This window comes from Sphingomonas sp. BK036 (genome assembly GCF_004216825.1).
Lineage (GTDB): Bacteria > Pseudomonadota > Alphaproteobacteria > Sphingomonadales > Sphingomonadaceae > Sphingomonas.
Genome location: NZ_SGXR01000004.1, coordinates 595,915 through 614,331, shown reverse-complemented (window position 1 = coordinate 614,331; position 18,417 = coordinate 595,915). Strand labels below are relative to the sequence as shown.

Here is an 18,417-nt window from a genome sequence, read left to right as displayed (position 1 = left end):
GCCTCAAAGCAGGAAGACGTCGGCAGCGTGAATGACACGCCGCTCACCAGACGCCAAGCGGAGGATGAGCGCGCCATCGGTATCGAGCCCGACAAACAGGCCATCGACGCCGCTCCCGTCAGGCAGCCTTGCGGTCAGCGCGGTGCCGGCCGGGTGCGCGCAGTCGACCCAGCGCTCCCGCACCGGCGCGATGCCTTCGGTGCGCCAACGACCGATCCAGCGCGCGACGCTGTCGGCGAGGATGTCGAGGAACATCGCCGGATCGACCACGACGCCATGCGCCGCAAGATCGGTCGTCACGCGGTCGGGAAGCTCGGGATGATGCGCAAGGTTTACGCCGTAGCCGATGATCACCGCATCGCCCGATCGCTCGAGCAATATGCCCGAGAGCTTGGCATCCGCGAGCAAAAGATCATTCGGCCATTTGAGCACCAGCGTAGCGCTGGCGTCGGTCGTGCCCTGGCAGATACCCGAGACCAGGAACGTCGATACGGTTTCCTGCAAAGCGACCGCGGCGACCAGCGCAAGACTGGCTGCCGGCGGGTCGGTCGGGCGCAGCCGGACCAGCGTGCTCGCGTAGAGGTTCCCCTCGGGCGACTGCCATTCGCGGCCGAGACGCCCCCGCCCCGCGGTCTGCCGGATCGCGCGCAGCCAAAGGCCGTCTTCGACACCGCCGCGTGCGAGCTCCAGCAGGTCGGCGTTGGTCGATCCTGTTTCCGCAACGGTGCGTATGGTGATCAGAACAGCGCCCGTGCAGCCGCCATCGTCCATGCACCGAGCACGGGGATGAGGAGGTAACCGGCCGGCGAGACGAACACCGCGGCAACGGCGATCAGACCGCCCTCGACCTTGCTCTCCATCGGCGCGAACGCCGGCGCCGGATCGTCGAAGTACATCGTCTTGACGACACGCAGATAATAATAGGCGCCGATCACCGAGGCGGCGATGCCCACCACCGCCAGCGGGAACAGCCCAGCGTCGACCGCCGCGCTGAACACCGCGAACTTCGCGTAGAAGCCGAACAGCGGCGGAATACCGGCAAGGCTGAACATGAAGATCGCCAGTGCCGCAGCAAGCGCGGGCTTGGTCCGCGACATGCCGGCGAGGCTGTCGATCGTCTCGACCGGCTGGCCGTCATCGCCACGCATCTGGATCACGACCAGGAACGACCCCAGCGTCATCGCGACATAGATCGTCAGGTACATCAGCACGCCCGACACACCCTCGGGCGTGCCCGCGGCAAGACCGATCAGCGCGAAGCCGACATTGTTGATCGACGAGTAGGCGAGCAGCCGCTTGATGTTCGTCTGGCCGATCGCCGCAACCGCACCGAGGATGATCGAGGCGAGTGCCGCGAAAATCACGATCTGGCGCCACTGATCGGTGGCGGGCCCCATCGCATCGACCCCGACCCGCACCGCCATCGCGAGCGCCGCGACCTTGGGGGCCGAGGCGAAGAACGCGGTGACCGGCGTCGGTGCGCCCTCATAGACGTCGGGCGTCCACATGTGGAACGGCACTGCGCTGATCTTGAACGCGAGGCCTGCGAACACGAACACCAGACCGAACAGCAAGCCCAGCGACTTGGTGCCCACATAGGCGTCGGCGATCCCTGAGAACAACGTCGTGCCGCTGAACCCGTACACCAGCGAGATGCCGTACAGCAGGATGCCGCTGGCAAGCGCGCCGAGCACGAAATACTTCAGACCCGCTTCGGCCGAACGACCGTCACGCCGCATGAAGCTGGCAAGCACATAAGCGGCAAGGCTCTGGAGCTCGAGCCCGACATACAGCGTCAGCATGTCGCTGGCCGAAACCATGATCCCCATGCCGCACGCCGACAACAGGATCAGCACCGGATATTCCGGGCGCAGATCGTCGCCATGCGAGCGCGCGAAGAAGCTCGGCGCCATCACGATCGCGACCGCCGAGGCGATGTAGATCAGCACCTTGGCGAACGCACCGAACGCATCGGCACGGTACAGCCCGTCGAACGCATAGCCGCCCGACGATGCCGGACCGATCAGCGCGATCCCGGCGCCCACCAGGACGAACACGGAGGCGATCGACACGGCGCGCGTCGACTTGTCCCCGCCCCATGCCGAGACGAGCATCAGGGCGATCGCACCCAACGCCAGCACCAGCTCGGGCAGCGTCATTGCGATGTTAGCGGCATAGGTCATCAGTGTGCCTCCCCGTGCGCGGCGTCATGCACGGTGGCGGGCTTCCCCGCAGTTGGGTTCGAATCGCTGGCGGGCTTGGCGCGGTCGACGCGGGCGAGCAACACGCTCACGTCCTTGCGCATCGGTGCCAGGAAGCTCTCCGGATACACGCCCATCCACAGCACGACGGCCGCGATCGGTGCGAGCAGCCAGAACTCACGGGCCGACAGATCGACCATGCCGCGAACCTCGTCCGACTTGATCTCGCCGAACACCACGCGACGGTACAGATACAGCATGTACGCAGCACCCAGGATGATGCTGGTCGTGCAGAGCAGCGCCGTCCAGGTCGAGACCTGATAGGTGCCCATCAGCGACAGGAACTCGGCGACGAAGCCGCTGGTGCCCGGCAGCCCGATCGACGCCATCGTGAAGAACAGGAACAGGATCGCGTAGTGCGGCATGTTGATGGCGAGGCCACCATAGCGCGAGATCTCGCGGGTATGGAGCTGGTCGTAGATCACGCCGACGCACAGGAACAACGCACCCGATACCAGGCCGTGGCTCAGCATCATGATCATCGCGCCTTCGATGCCCTGCCGGTTGAACGCGAACAGACCGATCGTGACGATCGCCATGTGCGCGACCGACGAATAGGCGATCAGCTTCTTCATGTCCGACTGCACGAGCGCGACAAGGCTCGTGTAGATCACCGCGACCGCCGACAGGCCGAAGATCAGCCAGGTCAGCTGGCCCGACGCTTCGGGGAACATCGGCAGCAGGAAGCGCAGGAAACCGTATCCGCCGAGCTTCAGCAGCACGCCCGCCAGGATCACCGACCCTGCGGTCGGCGCCTGCACGTGCGCGTCGGGCAACCAGGTGTGGACCGGCCACATCGGCATCTTGACCGCGAACGATGCGAAGAACGCCAGCCACAGCCAGGTCTGCACATGCGCCGGGAAGTCGTAGTTCAGCAGCGCCGGGATGCTGGTCGTGCCCGCCGTCTTCGCCATGTACAACATCGCGATGAACATCAGGACCGAGCCGAGCAGCGTGTACAGGAAGAACTTGTACGACGCGTAGATCCGGTTCGCGCCGCCCCAGATGCCGATGATCAGGTACATCGGGATCAGGCCGGCTTCGAAGAACACGTAGAACAGGAACAGGTCCTGCGCCGCGAACGTGCCGATCATCAGCACTTCGGTGAACAGGAACGCGGCCATGTACTCGGGCACGCGCGTCGTGATCGAGCGCCAGCTGGCACCGATGCAGATCGGCATCAGGAACACGCTGAGCATGATCAGCATCAGTGCGAAGCCATCGATGCCGAGCGACCAGCCGAACGGCCCGAAGATGCCCGGGGCATGCTCGACGAACTGCCACTGCGCACCACCGATGTCGTAATTCATCCACAGCATGATGCCGAGAACGAAATCGATCAGCGTCGCCGCCAGGGCGAGCATCCGCGCGGTATTCGCCGAAACGAACAGGCATGCAATGGCCGCGATCATCGGGACCGCGATCAGGACGGAAAGGATAGGAAAGCCGGTCATCAATAGAGTCCGATCGCCCAGGTGACGGCTGCGGTCAGGCCGATCAGCATGACAAAGGCATAGGTGTAGAGATATCCCGTCTGGAAGCGGCCAGCGACGCGCGCGCCGATCTGGACCAGCCACGCCGACCCGTCTGGGCCAAACCGGTTGATCGTCTTCTCGTCGCCGCGGTGCCACAGGAAGCGGCCGATCGCGAAGGCGGGGCGGACGAAGATCAGGTCGTACAGCTCGTCGAAATACCACTTATGCAGCAGGAAGTCGTAGAGCACGCCGAACTGTTCGACGACCTTGGCCGGGAACGACGGGTTCTTGATATAGGCGTACCAGGCGGTCAGCAGGCCGAGCAGCATCGCGATCGTCGCCGACAGCTTAATGAGCAGCGGGACGCCGTGCATCTCGTGCATCAGATGTTCGCGGAACGCGAGTGCGCCCTTCCAGAACTCTTCGCCCGCGCTCGGCTCGATGAAGTAGCCGTGGAACACGAAGCCCGCCAGCACCGCACCGATCGACAGGACGATCAGCGGGATCAGCATCGGCAGCGGGCTTTCATGCGGGTGATACCCGCCATCGCCTTCCGCCGGCGCGTGTGCCGCGTCGTGATGATCGTGCGGCGCGTGTCCTGCATCCTCGGCCTTGGCCGGGTTCGCATGATGATCGTCCGCATGATGCGCATCGCCGTGATGGCCGTGCGCGTCGTGGAGCGCATGCTGGATATGCTCCGATGCGGCCCAGCGCGGCTTGCCCCAGAAGGTGAGGAACATCACGCGCCACGAATAGAAGCTGGTGAGCAGTGCGACGAGCACGCCGACGAACCACACGCCCGGCTGACCGGCCGCCCAGCTCGCCTCGATGATCGCATCCTTCGAATGGAAGCCTGCGAACCCGAATGCGGTGTTGCCGAAGATGCCGGGGATGCCGACGCCGGTGATCGCGAGCGTACCCGCCATCATGCCCCAGAACGTCACCGGGATCTTCTTACGCAGGCCGCCATAATAGCGCATGTCCTGCTCGTGGTGCATCGCATGGATCACCGAGCCCGCGCCCAGGAACAACAGCGCCTTGAAGAACGCGTGCGTGAACAGATGGAACATCGCCGCGCCATAGGCGCCGACGCCCGCTGCAAAGAACATGTAGCCGAGCTGCGAACAGGTCGAATACGCAATGACGCGCTTGATGTCGGTCTGGACGAGCCCGCAGGTCGCGGCGAACAGGCAGGTCGCGGCACCGACCGAGGTGACCACGGTCAGCGCGACCGGGCTCATCTCGAACATCGGCGACAGGCGGCACACCATAAAGACGCCCGCGGTGACCATCGTCGCCGCGTGGATCAGCGCCGACACCGGCGTCGGGCCTTCCATCGCGTCCGGCAGCCACGTATGCAGGCCGAGCTGCGCCGACTTGCCCATCGCGCCGACGAACAGCAGCAGACAGAGCACCGTCATCGTGTCGAGGCGGTAGCCGAGGAAGCCGATCGTCGATCCGGCCATCCCGGGCGCCGCGGCAAGGATCTCGGGGATCGAGACCGTGCCGAATACCAGGAACGTGCCGAAGATGCCGAGCATGAAGCCCAGATCGCCGACGCGGTTGACGACGAACGCCTTGATCGCGGCCGCGCTGGCCGATGGCTTGCGGAACCAGAAGCCGATCAGAAGGTAGGATGCGAGACCCACGCCTTCCCAGCCGAAGAACATCTGGACGAGGTTGTTCGCGGTCACGAGCATCAGCATCGCGAAGGTGAACAGCGACAGATACGCAAAGAAGCGCGGCTGGTCGGGATCCTCGTCCATATAGCCCCAGCTATACAGATGGACGAGCGCCGAGACCGACGTGACGACCACGAGCATCACCGCGGTCAGCGCATCGACGCGCAGCGACCACGCGACGTTCATGTCGCCCGAGTGAATGAAGTCGAGCAACGGCGCGACGGTCGCGGTGCTGGTGCCCGCCATGAAGCCGAGGAAGATCGGCCAAGACAACAGGCACGACGCGAACAACGCAGCCGTGGTGACGATTTTCGCCGGCACGTTGCCGATCGCGCGATTGCCGAACCCGGCAACGATCGCGGCCAGTAACGGCAGGAAGACGATAAGCTGGATCAACCGTATTACCCCTTCATCCGGTTGACGTCGTCGACCGCGATGGTGCCGCGACCGCGGAAATAGATGACGAGAATGGCAAGGCCGATCGCGGCCTCACCCGCGGCGACCGTCAGCACGAACATCGCGAACACCTGTCCGACGAGATCGTGGAGGAACGCCGAGAACGCGACGAGATTGATGTTCACCGCCAGCAGGATCAGCTCGATCGCCATCAGGATGACGATCAGGTTCTTGCGGTTCAGGAAGATGCCGAGCACCCCCATGGTGAACAGGATCGCCGCGACGACCAGATAATGGACGAGACCGATCGTCACAGTTCGACTCCCTGCCCGACGACCGGGCTCGTGTTGCGCGTGGCATCCTGCGGACGACGCGCGTTCTGGCGGCTGATGTTCTGCGCCTTGACGCCGCCACGCTGGCGGTGGGTCAGCACGATCGCCCCGATCATCGCGACCAGCAGAACGAGCCCAGCGGCCTCGAACACGAACAGATAGCGCGTGTAGAGCAGGTTACCGATCGCCTGGATGTTGGGTACCGTATCGTCGATCGGCGCCGCACGCCGCGCGAGCTGGATCGGGCCGGTGCTCCACGCGCCGATCGCGATCATCACCTCGGCCGCCAAGGCGACTGCGAGCGCCAGACCGATCCCGAAATACCGCGCCACGCCGGCACGCATCTCGGCAAAATCGATGTCGAGCATCATGACGACGAACAGGAACAGCACCGCGACCGCACCGACATAGACGATGACGAGCAGCATCGCGATGAACTCGGCCCCGACGAGGATCATCAGACCCGCGGCGTTGAAGAACGCCAGGATCAGCCACATCACCGAGTGAACCGGATTGCGCGACGCGATCGTCAGCGCGCCCGACAGGACGACGACGAAGGCGAAGAGGTAAAAAGCCAAGGCCTGGATCACGCGACCACCCTCCCCGTCACCCCAGCGAACGCCGGGGTCTTAACGTTGGTGAGTGCGCCCGTGCGGCACGAGATCCCAGCCTGCGCTGGGATGACGGAGTTGATCTGTGTCATCGCGGCGCTCGCTTAACGGTACGGCGCATCGGCGGCAAGGTTCGCCGCGATCGCGCTTTCCCAACGGTCGCCATTATCGAGCAATTTCGACTTGTCGTAGATCAACTCTTCGCGCGTCTCGGTTGCGAACTCGTAGTTCGGGCCCTCGACGATCGCATCGACCGGGCACGCCTCAGCGCACAGGCCGCAATAGATGCACTTGGTCATGTCGATATCGTAGCGCGTCGTGCGGCGCGAACCGTCGTCACGCGGCTCGGCCTCGATCGTGATCGCCTGGGCGGGGCACACGGCCTCACACAGCTTGCACGCGATGCACCGCTCTTCGCCATTTGGATAACGACGCAGCGCATGCTCGCCACGGAACCGCGGGCTGACCGGGTTGCGCTCGTACGGATAGTTGATCGTCGCCTTTTCCTTGAAGAAATAGCGAAGCGTCAACGCGTGCGCCTTCACGAATTCCCAGAGGGTAAACGACTTGATGATTTGTGCGACGCTCATGATCTACCTATACTTTCGAGCATTTGGCATCGAACGAACCCTGATCGCTCAGGAAAGACAGCGACACCTTAGGATCGGCAGCTTCGCCTTCCTCAAGTAATACAAACGATGTTCGTGGTGAGGTATCGACGGTTCCTGACAAGACCTGCCCCTTGTGAAAGGGCAGTATGTCGCGATGTGCCGACTTCACCGTGAATGGCGCGCTCTTCGGATCAGCTTTCGTCATGACACCTAGGCGGACCTCAGCATTCAGCCCACTATAACGCACAGTGACCTGACTCATTTTGGAATACACCGTCGTCATATCAGACGAACAAAGATAATCGACCTTGAAGGGGGGCGGGACCGGTACACGGTTCTGTGCAACCGATGGACCGGCCGACATCAGCAGTCCCATGCCTAGGACAGCGGTATGTTTCGAACTCATAATCCCACCCGCATCAGCATCAACACGCCCGACACGAGGAAAACCCAGAACAACGACACGGGCAGGAAGACCTTCCAGCCGAGACGCATCAGCTGATCATAGCGATAGCGCGGCACGGTCGCCTTCACCCAGCTGAACAGGAAGAAGAAGAACAGGATCTTGGCGAACAGCCAGATGATCCCCGGCACGTAATAGAGCGGCGCCCAGTCGACCGGTGGCAGCCACCCGCCCCAGAACAGCGTTGCGTTCAGCGCGCACATCAGCAGCACGTTGGCATATTCGCCGAGCCAGAACAGCGCGAACGACATCGACGAATATTCGGTCTGGTACCCGGCGACGAGCTCGCTCTCCGCCTCGGTCAGATCGAACGGCGCACGCTGCGTTTCCGCGAGCGACGAGATGAAGAACATCACGGCCATCGGGAACATCAGCGGATTGAGGATGTAGCCGTTGAAGACCCAGACATGCGATTTCTGCGCGAGCACGATCGCCGACAGGTTGAAGCTGCCGGTCCACAGCACGACCGAAATTAGGATGAAGCCGATCGCGACTTCATACGACACCATCTGCGCGGCCGCACGAAGCGCCGAGTAGAACGGATATTTCGAGTTCGACGCCCAGCCCGACAGGATGATCCCGTACACGCCGAGCGACGACGCCGCGAGCACGTAGAGCAGGCCGACATTGATGTCCGCGAGCACCACACCGACGCCGAACGGCACCACCGCCCAGACGATCAGCGCGACCGTGAAGGTGATGATCGGTGCCAGCAGGAACAGCGTCCGGTTGGCGGCGGCAGGAACGATCGTCTCCTGCAGGAACACCTTCAGGCCATCCGCGAAGCTCTGCAGCAGACCGAATGGCCCGACGACGTTGGGGCCGCGACGCAGCGCCATCGCCGCCCAGATCTTGCGATCGGCATAGATGATCATCGCGACGGCCAGCATCAGCGGCAGCGCGATCACGAGGATGTCGATGATCGTCGCGAGGAAGAACGCCCAGTCGTAGCCGAGCGAGGATTCGAACCAGGAGATCATTCGGCCGCCTCCGCAAAGTCTTCCCCGTGGAGAAGTTCTGCCGAACACCGCTGCATCGTCGGCGATGCGCGGCAGATCGCGTTGGTCAGGTAGAAGTCCTTGATCGGATATCCGGCAAGAACCCCCTCACCCGCGCCGCTGAGCGCCGGCGGGTTCCATTCGAACGTCGCGAGCGCCTGATGACGCAGCGCGGGAACGGCGGCGAACATCTCTTCGCGAAGCCCCTCGAAGCTGTCGAACGGCAGCGTGTGGCCAAGCGTGTCGGACAGCGCGCGGAAGATCGACCAGTCGTCGCGGGCATCGCCCGGCGCGAACACGGCGCGCTCGCCGCGCTGGACGCGACCCTCGAGGTTGACCCACGTTCCCGACTTCTCGGCATAGGTCACACCCGGCAGGATGACGTCGGCCGCAGCCGCGCCCTTGTCGCCGTGATGCCCCACGAACACCTTGAAGCCTGCGAACTGGCTGAAATCGACCTCGTCGGCGCCGAGGAAGAAGCCGAGCTTGGCCCCCATCACGTCGGCGATGCCGCCCGTCTGCGCATAGCCGAGCATCAGCCCACCCATCCGCGACGCCGCCATATGAACGACGTTGAAGCCGTTCCAGTCAGCCTTGATCAGACCCAGCGTATCGACGAGCTTCAGCGCAGCCGCATGGCCGCCCTTCAGCGCGCCGCCACCAACGATCACCATCGGACGCTCGGCCTTGCCGAACGCCTCGGTCACCGCGTCGGGCAGATTGCCGAGCAGTGCCAGATCGTCGCCAAGCCACTCGACCTTGTACGTCAGGTCCGTCTCTGGCCCGATCGCGAAGACCTTCGCGCCCTTCTTGATCGCTTTGCGCACCCGCGTGTTCACCAGCGGCGCTTCCCAGCGCAGGTTGGTGCCCACCAGCAGGATCGCGTCGGCGCGCTCGGTGCCGGCGATCGTCGTGTTGAAATTGACCGCGGCGATGTTCGACGCGTCATAGGCCATGCCGGTCTGGCGGCCCTCGAGCATCGTCGAGCCCATCTTCGCAAGCAGCGCCTTGGCGGCGTACATCGTTTCGCAATCGACCAGATCGCCCGCGACCGCCGCCACGCTCGACCCGGCGTTCACCGCCTTGATCGCGGCGAAGGCCTCGTCCCAGGTAGCCGGGACCAGCTTACCGTTCACGCGGACATAGGGCTTGTCGAGACGACGACGCACGAGACCGTCGATCGCGTGGCGCGTCTTGTCGGTCGCCCACTCCTCGTTCACGTCCTCGTTGATCCGCGGGACGCAGCGCAGTACCTGGCGACCACGGCTGTCGAGCCGGATGTTGGTGCCGACCGCGTCCATCACGTCGATCGTCAGCGTCTTGCGCAATTCCCACGGACGCGCCTCGAACGCGTAGGGCTTCGACGTCAGCGCGCCGACCGGGCACAGGTCGACGACGTTGCCCGACAGCTCGCTCTTCACCGCGTTTTCGAGATACGAGGTGATCTGCATGTCCTCGCCGCGGAAGATCGCACCGATCTCCTCTACGCCGGACACTTCCTCGGCGAAGCGGATGCAGCGCGTGCACTGGATGCAGCGGGTCATGACCGTCTTCACGATCGGCCCCATATACTTCTCGGTGACCGCGCGCTTGTTTTCGTCATAGCGCGAATGGCCGCGACCATAGGCGACCGACTGGTCCTGCAGATCGCACTCGCCGCCCTGATCGCAGATCGGGCAATCGAGCGGATGGTTGATCAGCAGGAATTCCATGATGCCCTCGCGGGCATTCTTCACCATCGGCGAATTGGTGAAGATTTCCTGCTTGTCCGCCGCCGGCAGCGCGCACGACGCCTGCGGCTTGGGCGGACCAGGCTTCACCTCGACCAGGCACATCCGGCAATTGCCGGCGATGCTCAGCCGCTCGTGATAACAGAAACGCGGGATCTCCTTGCCGGCAAGCTCGCACGCCTGCAGCACGGTGGCACCCTGCGGCACCTCGATCTCTACGCCATCGACTTTGACTGTAGGCATTACTCTGCGGCTTCCATCATCGGCGCGGTGTCGCCACCACGCTCACGGATACGGCGTTCCATCTCGGGGCGGAAATGCTTGATCAGGCCCTGGATCGGCCACGCTGCGGCGTCGCCCAGCGCGCAGATCGAGTGGCCCTCGACCTGCTTGGTGACCTGCTGGAGCATGTCGATCTCGGACAGCTCGGCGTCGCCGGTGCGCATCCGCTCCATCACGCGCCACATCCAGCCGGTGCCCTCGCGGCACGGCGTGCACTGGCCGCAGCTCTCATGCTTGTAGAAGTACGAGATGCGGCTGATCGCGCGGACGATGTCGGTCGACTTGTCCATGACGATGATCGCCGCGGTGCCGAGGCCCGAGCCGACCGCCTTCAGGCCGTCGAAATCCATCGCGCAGTCCATGATCTGCGCGGCGGGCACTAGCGGCACCGAAGAGCCACCCGGGATCACCGCGAGCAGATTGTCCCAGCCACCACGGATACCGCCGCAATGCGTCTCGATCAGGTCGCGGAACGAGATGCTCATCTCTTCCTCGACGACGCACGGCTTATTCACATGACCGCTGATCTGAAACAGCTTGGTGCCACGGTTGTTCTCCGCGCCGAAGCTGGAGAACCAGGCCGCGCCGCGGCGCAGGATCGTCGGCGCGACCGCGATCGACTCGACGTTGTTGACTGTCGTCGGGCAGCCATAGAGCCCCGCACCCGCCGGGAATGGCGGCTTGAGGCGCGGCTGGCCTTTCTTGCCCTCGAGGCTTTCGAGCATCGCCGTCTCTTCACCGCAGATATAGGCGCCCGCGCCGCGGTGGACGAACACGTCGAAGTCATAGCCCGACCCGCACGCATTCTTGCCGATGAAGCCGCGATCATAAGCCTCGGCGACCGCCGCGAACAGCGTCTCGGCCTCGCGGATATATTCGCCGCGGATGTAGATGTACGCGGCGCGCGCGCGCATCGCGAACCCGGCGATCAACGCGCCCTCGATCAGCTTGTGCGGATCGTGCCGGATGATCTCGCGGTCCTTGCAGCTGCCCGGCTCGGATTCATCGGCGTTGATGACGAGGAAGTTCGGCCGGTCGGGCTTCGGCTCTTTGGGCATGAACGACCATTTGGTACCGGTCGGGAACCCTGCCCCGCCACGGCCACGCAAGCCGCTCGCCTTCATCACGTCGATGATCGCGTCCTGGCCGAGCGTCATCAGGTCCTTGGTATTGTCCCAATCGCCGCGCATGATCGCCGCGTCGATGTTCCACGGCTGGAAGCCGTAGACGTTGGTGAAGATGCGGTCCTTGTCGGCGAGCATCAGGCCCACTCCCCCCGGTAATCGTGGTTCGCGTCGACCATCGCCTTGAGCGAGGTCGGGCCGCCTTCAGGGCAGCTCGCACGGCGACCGAACTGCGGCCCCGGTGTCGGCGTGCCGCCATTGGCGAGCGCCTCGAGGATCTCGGTCGTCTTGTCGTAATCGAGGTCTTCGAAGTTATCGTCGTTAATCTGCACCATAGGCGCGTTCGCGCAGGTGCCCAGACATTCGACCTCGGTCAGCGTGAACATGCCGTCGGGTGTCGTGCCGCCCTTGACGAGGCCACGGTTCTTGCACGCCGCCAGCACATCGTCCGACCCGCGCAGCATGCACGGCGTCGTGCCGCAGACCTGCACGTGATAGCGACCGACCGGTGCCAGATTGAACATCGTGTAGAAGGTCACGACCTCATACACGCGCATGTACGGCACGCCGATCTGGCGCGCGACGAACTCGATCACCGGCACCGGCAACCAGCCCTGCGTCTGCGTTTCCGCGCCAACCTGGCGCTGCGCCAGATCGAGGAACGGGATCGACGCCGACTGTTCGCGGCCCTTCGGGTAGCGCCCGAGGATCTCGTTCGCCTTCACCTGGTTCTCGTCCGTCCAGGCGAACGAACCCCAGCGTGCGCGGGTCTCTGCCTCGTCGGGAATTTTCGGAGCTTCAGCCATCAGCGGTCACATTCACCAAAAACGATATCCATCGCGCCGAGGATCGCGGTCGTATCCGCCAGCATGTGGCCCTTCGCCATGAAGTCCATCGCCTGAAGATGCGAGAACGCGGTCGGGCGAATCTTGCAGCGGTACGGCTTGTTGCTGCCGTCGGCGACCAGATACACGCCGAACTCGCCCTTGGGACTCTCGGTCGCGACATAGACGTCACCGGCGGGCACGTGGAAGCCCTCGGTATAGAGCTTGAAGTGATGGATCAGCGCTTCCATCGACTGCTTCATCTCACCGCGCTTGGGCGGCACGACCTTGCGATCGAGCGACGCGATCGGCCCCTCGGGCATGTCGCGCAGGCACTGCTTCATGATCCGTGCCGACTGACGCACTTCCTCGACGCGCACCATGAACCGGTCGTAGCAATCGCCGCGCGTGCCGACCGGCACCTCGAAATCCATCTTGGCATAAACGTCATAGGGCTGCGACTTGCGCAGATCCCAGGCGATCCCCGAGCCACGGATCATCGGACCGGAAAAGCCCCATTTGATCGCATCGTCGCGGCTGACGACCGCGATGTCGACATTGCGCTGCTTGAAGATGCGATTGTCCGCGACGAGCGAAATCGCATCCTCGAACAGCCGCGGCAGGCGCGTGTCGAGCCAGTCGCCGATGTCGGCGAGCAGCTTGAGCGGTGCATCCTGATGCACGCCACCCGGACGAAAATAGTTCGAATGCATGCGCGCGCCCGAAACACGCTCGAAGAAGTTCATGCAGTCTTCGCGGATCTCGAACAGCCACAGGTTCGGCGTCATGGCGCCGACGTCCATGACGTGCGATCCGAGGTTCAGCATGTGGTTCGAGATGCGCGTCAGCTCGGCGAAGAACACGCGCAGATACTGCGCGCGCTCTGGGACTTCGAGATCGAGCAGCTTCTCGACCGCGAGCACCCAGCTATGCTCCATGCACAAGGGCGAGCAGTAATCGAGACGATCGAAATACGGCAGCGCCTGCGTGTACGTCTTGTACTCGATCAGCTTCTCGGTGCCGCGGTGGAGCAGGCCGACATGCGGATCGACACGCTCGACGATCTCGCCGTCGAGCTCCATGACGAGACGCAGCACGCCGTGCGCCGCGGGGTGCTGCGGACCGAAGTTGATCGTGTAGTTCTGGATCGTGACGTCGCCGGTCGTCGGATCGGCCGCATCGCCCTCGCCCAGAAGCTCCTCTACGTAGAGACTCACTGGTTCTGTCCTCCACCCTTGGTCGGGATCACGTCCGACTCCACCGGCTTGTCCTGCTTCTGGTTGCCCGGATCGGGCTCGCCCGCACCGCTCTGTGTGGTGTTCTGGACATCCTTCTTCGCATAGGGCTCGCTCGGCGCGGCGGGCGACTTGGTCGCGCTCTGCGCCGCATCCGCCTTGACGATCGTGTCGGCCGACAGCGGCGTCTGCGCCCCCTTGGCCTGCGGCAAGGCGCCCTTCTCGTCGCCCGGAAGCACGTAGTTCGCGCCCTCCCACGGAGACATGAAGTCGAACGTGCGGAAATCCTGTGCGAGCTGCACCGGCTCGTACACGACGCGCTTGGCCTCTTCCGAATAGCGCAGCTCGACGTAGCCCGTCAGCGGGAAGTCCTTGCGCTGCGGATGCCCGCGAAAGCCGTAATCGGTCAGGATGCGACGCAGGTCCGGATTGCCGCTGAACAGCACGCCGTACATGTCGTACACTTCGCGCTCGAGCCAGCCCGCGACCGGCCAGATGTCGGTCACCGACGGCACCGGCTTTTCCTCGTCGGTCGCGACATGCACGCGCAGGCGGTGGTTCCGCGTCAGCGACAGCATGCAATAGACGACCTCGAACCGCTCCGCACGATCGGGATAGTCGACGCCGGCGATCTCCATGAGCTGCTGGTACGCAAGCCCCGGCGTGTCGCGCAGCGCGATCATCGCGTCGTACAGATCCTCACGACGGACGTGCAGCGCGACCTCGCCGACATGGTCGACCGCGTCGAGCAGCATGCCCCCGAGCGCAGCGCGCGCCGCGTCGATCACGCCGTCGTTCGATGCATAGGCTGGTGCGGGCGCCCTCAACGCTCGATGCTCCCGGACCGCCGGATCTTCCGCTGCAACTGCATGATGCCGTAGAGCAAAGCTTCCGCGGTCGGCGGGCACCCGGGGACGTAGATGTCGACGGGCACGATCCGGTCGCAGCCCCGCACGACACTGTAGCTATAATGATAATAGCCGCCGCCGTTCGCGCACGATCCCATCGAGATCACGTATTTCGGTTCCGACATCTGGTCGTAGACCTTGCGGAGTGCCGGCGCCATCTTGTTGCACAGCGTGCCTGCGACGATCATCACGTCCGACTGGCGCGGCGACGCGCGCGGTGCGGCGCCGAAGCGCTCGAGGTCGTAGCGCGGCATGTTCACATGGATCATCTCGACCGCGCAGCACGCGAGCCCGAACGTCATCCACCACAGCGAGCCGGTACGCGCCCACTGGAACAATTCCTCGGTCGAGGTGACCAGGAAACCCTTGTCGGTCAGTTCACCGTTCAGGCCGTCGAAAAACCCCTGGTCGGGCGGCACGATCGCGCCGCCGGCGGCGGGGGCCAGCAAACCAGGCTGCGGTGTGAGCTCTACTCCCAATCGAGTGCTCCCTTCTTCCATGCGTAGACGAGGCCAAGGGCCAATTCGCCGATAAAGATCATCATCGAAATCCACGCGGTCCAGCCGAGCGTGAAGACCGAGACGGCCCAGGGGAACAGGAACGCCGCCTCGAGATCGAAGATGATGAAGAGGATGGCGATCAGGTAGAACCGTACGTCGAACTGGCTGCGCGGATCTTCGAATGCGGGGAAGCCGCACTCATATTCGCTGAGCTTCTCGGGCGTAGGCTTGTGCGATCCGGTGAGCCTGGAGACAGCCATCGGCAGGAACACGAACGTGCTCGACAACAAGATGGCGACCCCGAGGAACAGGAGGATCGGAAGATAGTGCGACAGGTCGACCAAATGGCTTCTCGCATATGCGAACGGATGGGCAGCCTTTAGGCCGATGGCTTCCACGGGGCAAGGCTGGCAGCCCGTGAGAATAACTCGCAACAGGGGTAAGAGCGCGGCGGGAAACCTGCGTTACCCGCTATACGGCAGCGGCGTCGTCAACCTACTCGGTGGGCGTCATATTCCGTGCTGTAGCTGATACCCACCACCCTATCGCCACTTCCGTCACCCCAGCGAAAGCTGGGGTCTCGACATTGGTGGGCGGGAGCGGCCACCACGGGGATACCCCAGCTTTCGCTGGGGTGACGGGATTGGGGGAAGATCGAGTGCTCTCTTCTGATCCCCGTCATCCTGACGAAACTCAGGACCCAGAGTCATCAGGGTTACCGTTTGGAACTCTGGGTCCTGACTTTCGTCAGGATGACGGGAGAGGGAGTGAATCCGTCTTGAAACCGCCGCCCCGATCAGCAGGCGTCACCGCAGTGCGTTGGCGACCAGTTTGTGGAGGCGCGAATGGAGGGCGTCGTTTGCTGCGAGGAACTCGTTGCGCTCCATCGAGCGCTCGCCGCCGCGGAAATCGGTGACGAACCCGCCGGCTTCCTTCACCAGCAACATGCCGGCCGCAACGTCCCAAGGCTTCAGGTTCGATTCCCAGAAGCCGTCGAAACGGCCCGCCGCGAGCCACGCCAGATCGAGCGCCGCAGCCCCCAGGCGGCGAATGCCGGCAACCTCGGGCGCAACCGCACCAAAGATGCGGCTCCATTGTGCGAAATCGCCGTGGCCCAGGAACGGGATGCCGGTCGCGATCAGCGATTCGGACAGGTCGCGACGCGACGACACGCGAAGGCGCTGGTCGGTGAGCCACGCGCCCCGGCCCTTCTCGGCCCAGAAGCTCTCATCGGTCAGCGGCTGATAGACGAGCGCGGTGGTAACCTCGCGCTTGCCGTTCGCCATCGGCTCCTCGACCGCGATCGAGATGCAGAAATGCGGGATACCGTGGAGAAAATTCGACGTGCCATCCAAGGGATCGACGATGAAGCGCGGCTTGTTCGGATCGCCGGCGACCTCGCCGCGCTCCTCCATCAACATGCCCCAGTCGGGACGGGCGTGCGACAGTTCTTCGAAGATCGTCTGCTCGGCGCGCTGGTCGGCCTGGCTGACGAAGTCGGCCGGCCCCTTGCGGCTGACCTGCAACTGCTGGACCTCGTTGAAGTCGCGACGCAGGCGCGGCGCAGCCTTGCGGGCAGCGCGCTCGATGACGGTCATGATGCCGGAATGGGAAGCCATTGTATTTCCTTAAGCCCTCTCCCCTCCGGGGAGAGGGGTGGGAGAGGGGCTGTTCCGGGCGGTGTCTTCTGGGGCCGCCCCTCACCCCGCCCCTCTCCCCGGCGGGGAAAGGGAGATGCGTATCAGTCGGCGCGACGCACGTAGGTCTGCTCGTAGACATCGACCACGATCCGCGTGCCGGCGCCGATATGCGGCGGCACCATCACGCGCACGCCATTCTCGAGCACCGCGGGCTTGTAGCTCGACGACGCGGTCTGACCCTTCACGACGGCATCCGCCTCGACGATCAGCGCCTCGATCGTGTCGGGCAGCTGGACCGAGATCGGACGCTCTTCCCAAAGCTCCATCACCACGTCCATGCCGTCCTGAAGGAACGCCGCGGCGTCGCCCAGGATATCGGCGTCGAGCGTGATCTGCTCGTAATTGACCTTGTCCATGAACGTCAGCGCATCGCCGTCGCGAAACAGATACTGGAAGTCGACGGTGTCGAGCCGCACCTTCTCGACGCTCTCGGCGGAGCGGAAGCGGGTGTTGTTCTTGCGGCCGTCGATGAGGTTCTTCATCTCGACCTGCATATAGGCACCGCCCTTGCCGGGCTGGGTGTGCTGAATCTTGACGGCGCGCCAGATGCCGCCCTCATATTCAAGGATGTTGCCGGGACGAATCTCGACCGCGTTGATCTTCATGACCGATTCCTGCTGGAAAGAGCTAGGGGCCGTCCGCCAAGCGTGACTCTGCGGAAACCCGAAGCGGCGGGCTTTAGCGGCGCGACCCGGTTCCGGCAAGCATCGGGTACGGGTTCACGTTCTCGCCCTGGTACCAGCGGTCGCCCGGCTGCATCCGCGTAAGCCCGAAATGCAGGTGGTAATTGCCCGCCCCCGCATCACCGGTATCGCCGACATAGCCCAGCGTGTCGCCGGCCTTCACCGGCAGCCCCTCGCGAATGCCCGCGGCATAGCCGGCGAGATGCGCGTAATAATAGGTCCAGCGACGATCCGGCGAACGGATATAGAGTGTGACGCCGCCAAGACCGCTCTGGAACAGCTTCTCGATCCGTCCCGGTGCGGCGGCGACCACCGGGGTGCCGCCCGCCGCCATGATGTCGGTGCCGTGATGGCCGCGCGTGCCACCGCCACGCAAATCGTTCCAGGTGTCCGCGATCGCCTTGCGGGGAACGCCAGCCACCGGGACGGCGAGCTTGCCCGTCGTCACCGGGCCGGCCGCGACCTCGGCGGGCGGCGCGGGCTTGCGCCACGTTATCCGCCGCACGCTCCCTGCCCCGCCGTCACCGAACGACACCATCGATGCGAACCCGCCGGCGACCACCACGATTAGCCCGAGAATGATCCAGAACGTCCGCGTCATC

The 18,417-nt window shown here is 64.1% G+C and carries 19 protein-coding genes; all 19 read right to left on the bottom strand.

Annotated features, from left to right (window positions below; all coding sequences use genetic code 11):
- Window positions 1–3 precede the first annotated feature (3 nt).
- Window positions 4–771: a biotin--[acetyl-CoA-carboxylase] ligase gene (locus tag EV283_RS09980; RefSeq protein ID WP_130324846.1), complete on the bottom strand. Its 768-nt coding sequence runs from the start codon at window positions 769–771 to the stop codon at window positions 4–6.
- A complete protein-coding gene (nuoN, locus tag EV283_RS09975; RefSeq protein ID WP_130324844.1) occupies window positions 738–2,183 on the bottom strand; it encodes an NADH-quinone oxidoreductase subunit NuoN in 1,446 nt (481 codons plus the stop codon). Before nuoN ends, EV283_RS09980 begins: the two co-directional genes overlap by 34 nt.
- On the bottom strand, window positions 2,183–3,715 hold the full coding sequence (locus EV283_RS09970; protein WP_130324842.1) for an NADH-quinone oxidoreductase subunit M: 1,533 nt from the start codon (window positions 3,713–3,715) through the stop codon (window positions 2,183–2,185). The genes nuoN and EV283_RS09970 overlap by 1 nt, the downstream gene beginning before the upstream one ends.
- On the bottom strand, window positions 3,715–5,814 hold the full coding sequence (nuoL, locus tag EV283_RS09965; protein WP_130324840.1) for an NADH-quinone oxidoreductase subunit L: 2,100 nt from the start codon (window positions 5,812–5,814) through the stop codon (window positions 3,715–3,717). The genes EV283_RS09970 and nuoL overlap by 1 nt, the downstream gene beginning before the upstream one ends.
- 5 nt (window positions 5,815–5,819) lie before the next feature.
- The gene (nuoK, locus tag EV283_RS09960; RefSeq protein ID WP_175518104.1) at window positions 5,820–6,122 is read right to left on the bottom strand and encodes an NADH-quinone oxidoreductase subunit NuoK; all 303 of its coding nucleotides are present in this window, start codon (window positions 6,120–6,122) and stop codon (window positions 5,820–5,822) included.
- A gap of 2 nt (window positions 6,123–6,124) precedes the next feature.
- Window positions 6,125–6,736: an NADH-quinone oxidoreductase subunit J gene (locus EV283_RS09955; RefSeq protein WP_056478896.1), complete on the bottom strand. Its 612-nt coding sequence runs from the start codon at window positions 6,734–6,736 to the stop codon at window positions 6,125–6,127.
- Window positions 6,737–6,861: 125 nt separating this feature from the next.
- Window positions 6,862–7,347, bottom strand: coding sequence for an NADH-quinone oxidoreductase subunit NuoI (nuoI, locus tag EV283_RS09950; protein WP_055877898.1), 486 nt, complete (start codon window positions 7,345–7,347; stop codon window positions 6,862–6,864).
- Between the two features lie 7 nt (window positions 7,348–7,354).
- Window positions 7,355–7,744 (bottom strand): hypothetical protein, encoded by a 390-nt coding sequence (locus EV283_RS09945; protein WP_130324838.1) that lies wholly within the window; start codon window positions 7,742–7,744, stop codon window positions 7,355–7,357.
- 26 nt (window positions 7,745–7,770) lie between these two features.
- Window positions 7,771–8,811, bottom strand: a complete 1,041-nt coding sequence (gene nuoH, locus EV283_RS09940; protein WP_130324836.1) for an NADH-quinone oxidoreductase subunit NuoH — start codon at window positions 8,809–8,811, stop codon at window positions 7,771–7,773.
- Window positions 8,808–10,802 (bottom strand): NADH-quinone oxidoreductase subunit NuoG, encoded by a 1,995-nt coding sequence (nuoG, locus tag EV283_RS09935; protein WP_130324834.1) that lies wholly within the window; start codon window positions 10,800–10,802, stop codon window positions 8,808–8,810. The genes nuoH and nuoG overlap by 4 nt, the downstream gene beginning before the upstream one ends.
- Window positions 10,802–12,103 (bottom strand): NADH-quinone oxidoreductase subunit NuoF, encoded by a 1,302-nt coding sequence (gene nuoF / locus EV283_RS09930; RefSeq protein ID WP_130324832.1) that lies wholly within the window; start codon window positions 12,101–12,103, stop codon window positions 10,802–10,804. The genes nuoG and nuoF overlap by 1 nt, the downstream gene beginning before the upstream one ends.
- Window positions 12,103–12,771 carry an NAD(P)H-dependent oxidoreductase subunit E gene (locus EV283_RS09925; protein WP_055877907.1) on the bottom strand — a complete coding sequence of 223 codons (669 nt, stop codon included), beginning with the start codon at window positions 12,769–12,771 and terminating at the stop codon, window positions 12,103–12,105. Before EV283_RS09925 ends, nuoF begins: the two co-directional genes overlap by 1 nt.
- Window positions 12,771–14,006 (bottom strand): NADH-quinone oxidoreductase subunit D, encoded by a 1,236-nt coding sequence (locus EV283_RS09920; protein WP_056478881.1) that lies wholly within the window; start codon window positions 14,004–14,006, stop codon window positions 12,771–12,773. The genes EV283_RS09925 and EV283_RS09920 overlap by 1 nt, the downstream gene beginning before the upstream one ends.
- Window positions 14,003–14,851 carry an NADH-quinone oxidoreductase subunit C gene (locus tag EV283_RS09915; protein WP_130324830.1) on the bottom strand — a complete coding sequence of 283 codons (849 nt, stop codon included), beginning with the start codon at window positions 14,849–14,851 and terminating at the stop codon, window positions 14,003–14,005. Before EV283_RS09915 ends, EV283_RS09920 begins: the two co-directional genes overlap by 4 nt.
- The gene (locus EV283_RS09910) at window positions 14,848–15,411 is read right to left on the bottom strand and encodes an NADH-quinone oxidoreductase subunit B (protein ID WP_130324828.1); all 564 of its coding nucleotides are present in this window, start codon (window positions 15,409–15,411) and stop codon (window positions 14,848–14,850) included. The genes EV283_RS09915 and EV283_RS09910 overlap by 4 nt, the downstream gene beginning before the upstream one ends.
- Window positions 15,402–15,776, bottom strand: coding sequence for an NADH-quinone oxidoreductase subunit A (locus EV283_RS09905; RefSeq protein WP_056418071.1), 375 nt, complete (start codon window positions 15,774–15,776; stop codon window positions 15,402–15,404). The genes EV283_RS09910 and EV283_RS09905 overlap by 10 nt, the downstream gene beginning before the upstream one ends.
- A gap of 462 nt (window positions 15,777–16,238) precedes the next feature.
- Window positions 16,239–17,051, bottom strand: a complete 813-nt coding sequence (locus EV283_RS09900) for an inositol monophosphatase family protein (RefSeq protein ID WP_130324826.1) — start codon at window positions 17,049–17,051, stop codon at window positions 16,239–16,241.
- Window positions 17,052–17,173: 122 nt separating this feature from the next.
- The gene (gene efp, locus EV283_RS09895; protein ID WP_056021388.1) at window positions 17,174–17,737 is read right to left on the bottom strand and encodes an elongation factor P; all 564 of its coding nucleotides are present in this window, start codon (window positions 17,735–17,737) and stop codon (window positions 17,174–17,176) included.
- A gap of 73 nt (window positions 17,738–17,810) precedes the next feature.
- Window positions 17,811–18,416: a M23 family metallopeptidase gene (locus EV283_RS09890; RefSeq protein WP_130324824.1), complete on the bottom strand. Its 606-nt coding sequence runs from the start codon at window positions 18,414–18,416 to the stop codon at window positions 17,811–17,813.
- Window position 18,417: the final 1 nt, after the last annotated feature.

What these genes read in the sequence shown, in the direction of transcription:
- nuoG (WP_130324834.1), bottom strand. Translation starts at nt 10,802, where the DNA reads ATGCCTACAGTCAAAGTCGATGGCGTAGAGATCGAGGTGCCGCAGGGT.
- efp (WP_056021388.1), bottom strand. Translation starts at nt 17,737, where the DNA reads ATGAAGATCAACGCGGTCGAGATTCGTCCCGGCAACATCCTTGAATAT.
- nuoF (WP_130324832.1), bottom strand. Translation starts at nt 12,103, where the DNA reads ATGCTCGCCGACAAGGACCGCATCTTCACCAACGTCTACGGCTTCCAG.
- EV283_RS09925 (WP_055877907.1), bottom strand. Translation starts at nt 12,771, where the DNA reads ATGGCTGAAGCTCCGAAAATTCCCGACGAGGCAGAGACCCGCGCACGC.
- nuoH (WP_130324836.1), bottom strand. Translation starts at nt 8,811, where the DNA reads ATGATCTCCTGGTTCGAATCCTCGCTCGGCTACGACTGGGCGTTCTTC.
- EV283_RS09900 (WP_130324826.1), bottom strand. Translation starts at nt 17,051, where the DNA reads ATGGCTTCCCATTCCGGCATCATGACCGTCATCGAGCGCGCTGCCCGC.
- nuoN (WP_130324844.1), bottom strand. Translation starts at nt 2,183, where the DNA reads ATGACCTATGCCGCTAACATCGCAATGACGCTGCCCGAGCTGGTGCTG.
- nuoI (WP_055877898.1), bottom strand. Translation starts at nt 7,347, where the DNA reads ATGAGCGTCGCACAAATCATCAAGTCGTTTACCCTCTGGGAATTCGTG.
- EV283_RS09945 (WP_130324838.1), bottom strand. Translation starts at nt 7,744, where the DNA reads ATGGGACTGCTGATGTCGGCCGGTCCATCGGTTGCACAGAACCGTGTA.
- EV283_RS09980 (WP_130324846.1), bottom strand. Translation starts at nt 771, where the DNA reads ATGGACGATGGCGGCTGCACGGGCGCTGTTCTGATCACCATACGCACC.
- EV283_RS09970 (WP_130324842.1), bottom strand. Translation starts at nt 3,715, where the DNA reads ATGACCGGCTTTCCTATCCTTTCCGTCCTGATCGCGGTCCCGATGATC.
- EV283_RS09890 (WP_130324824.1), bottom strand. Translation starts at nt 18,416, where the DNA reads ATGACGCGGACGTTCTGGATCATTCTCGGGCTAATCGTGGTGGTCGCC.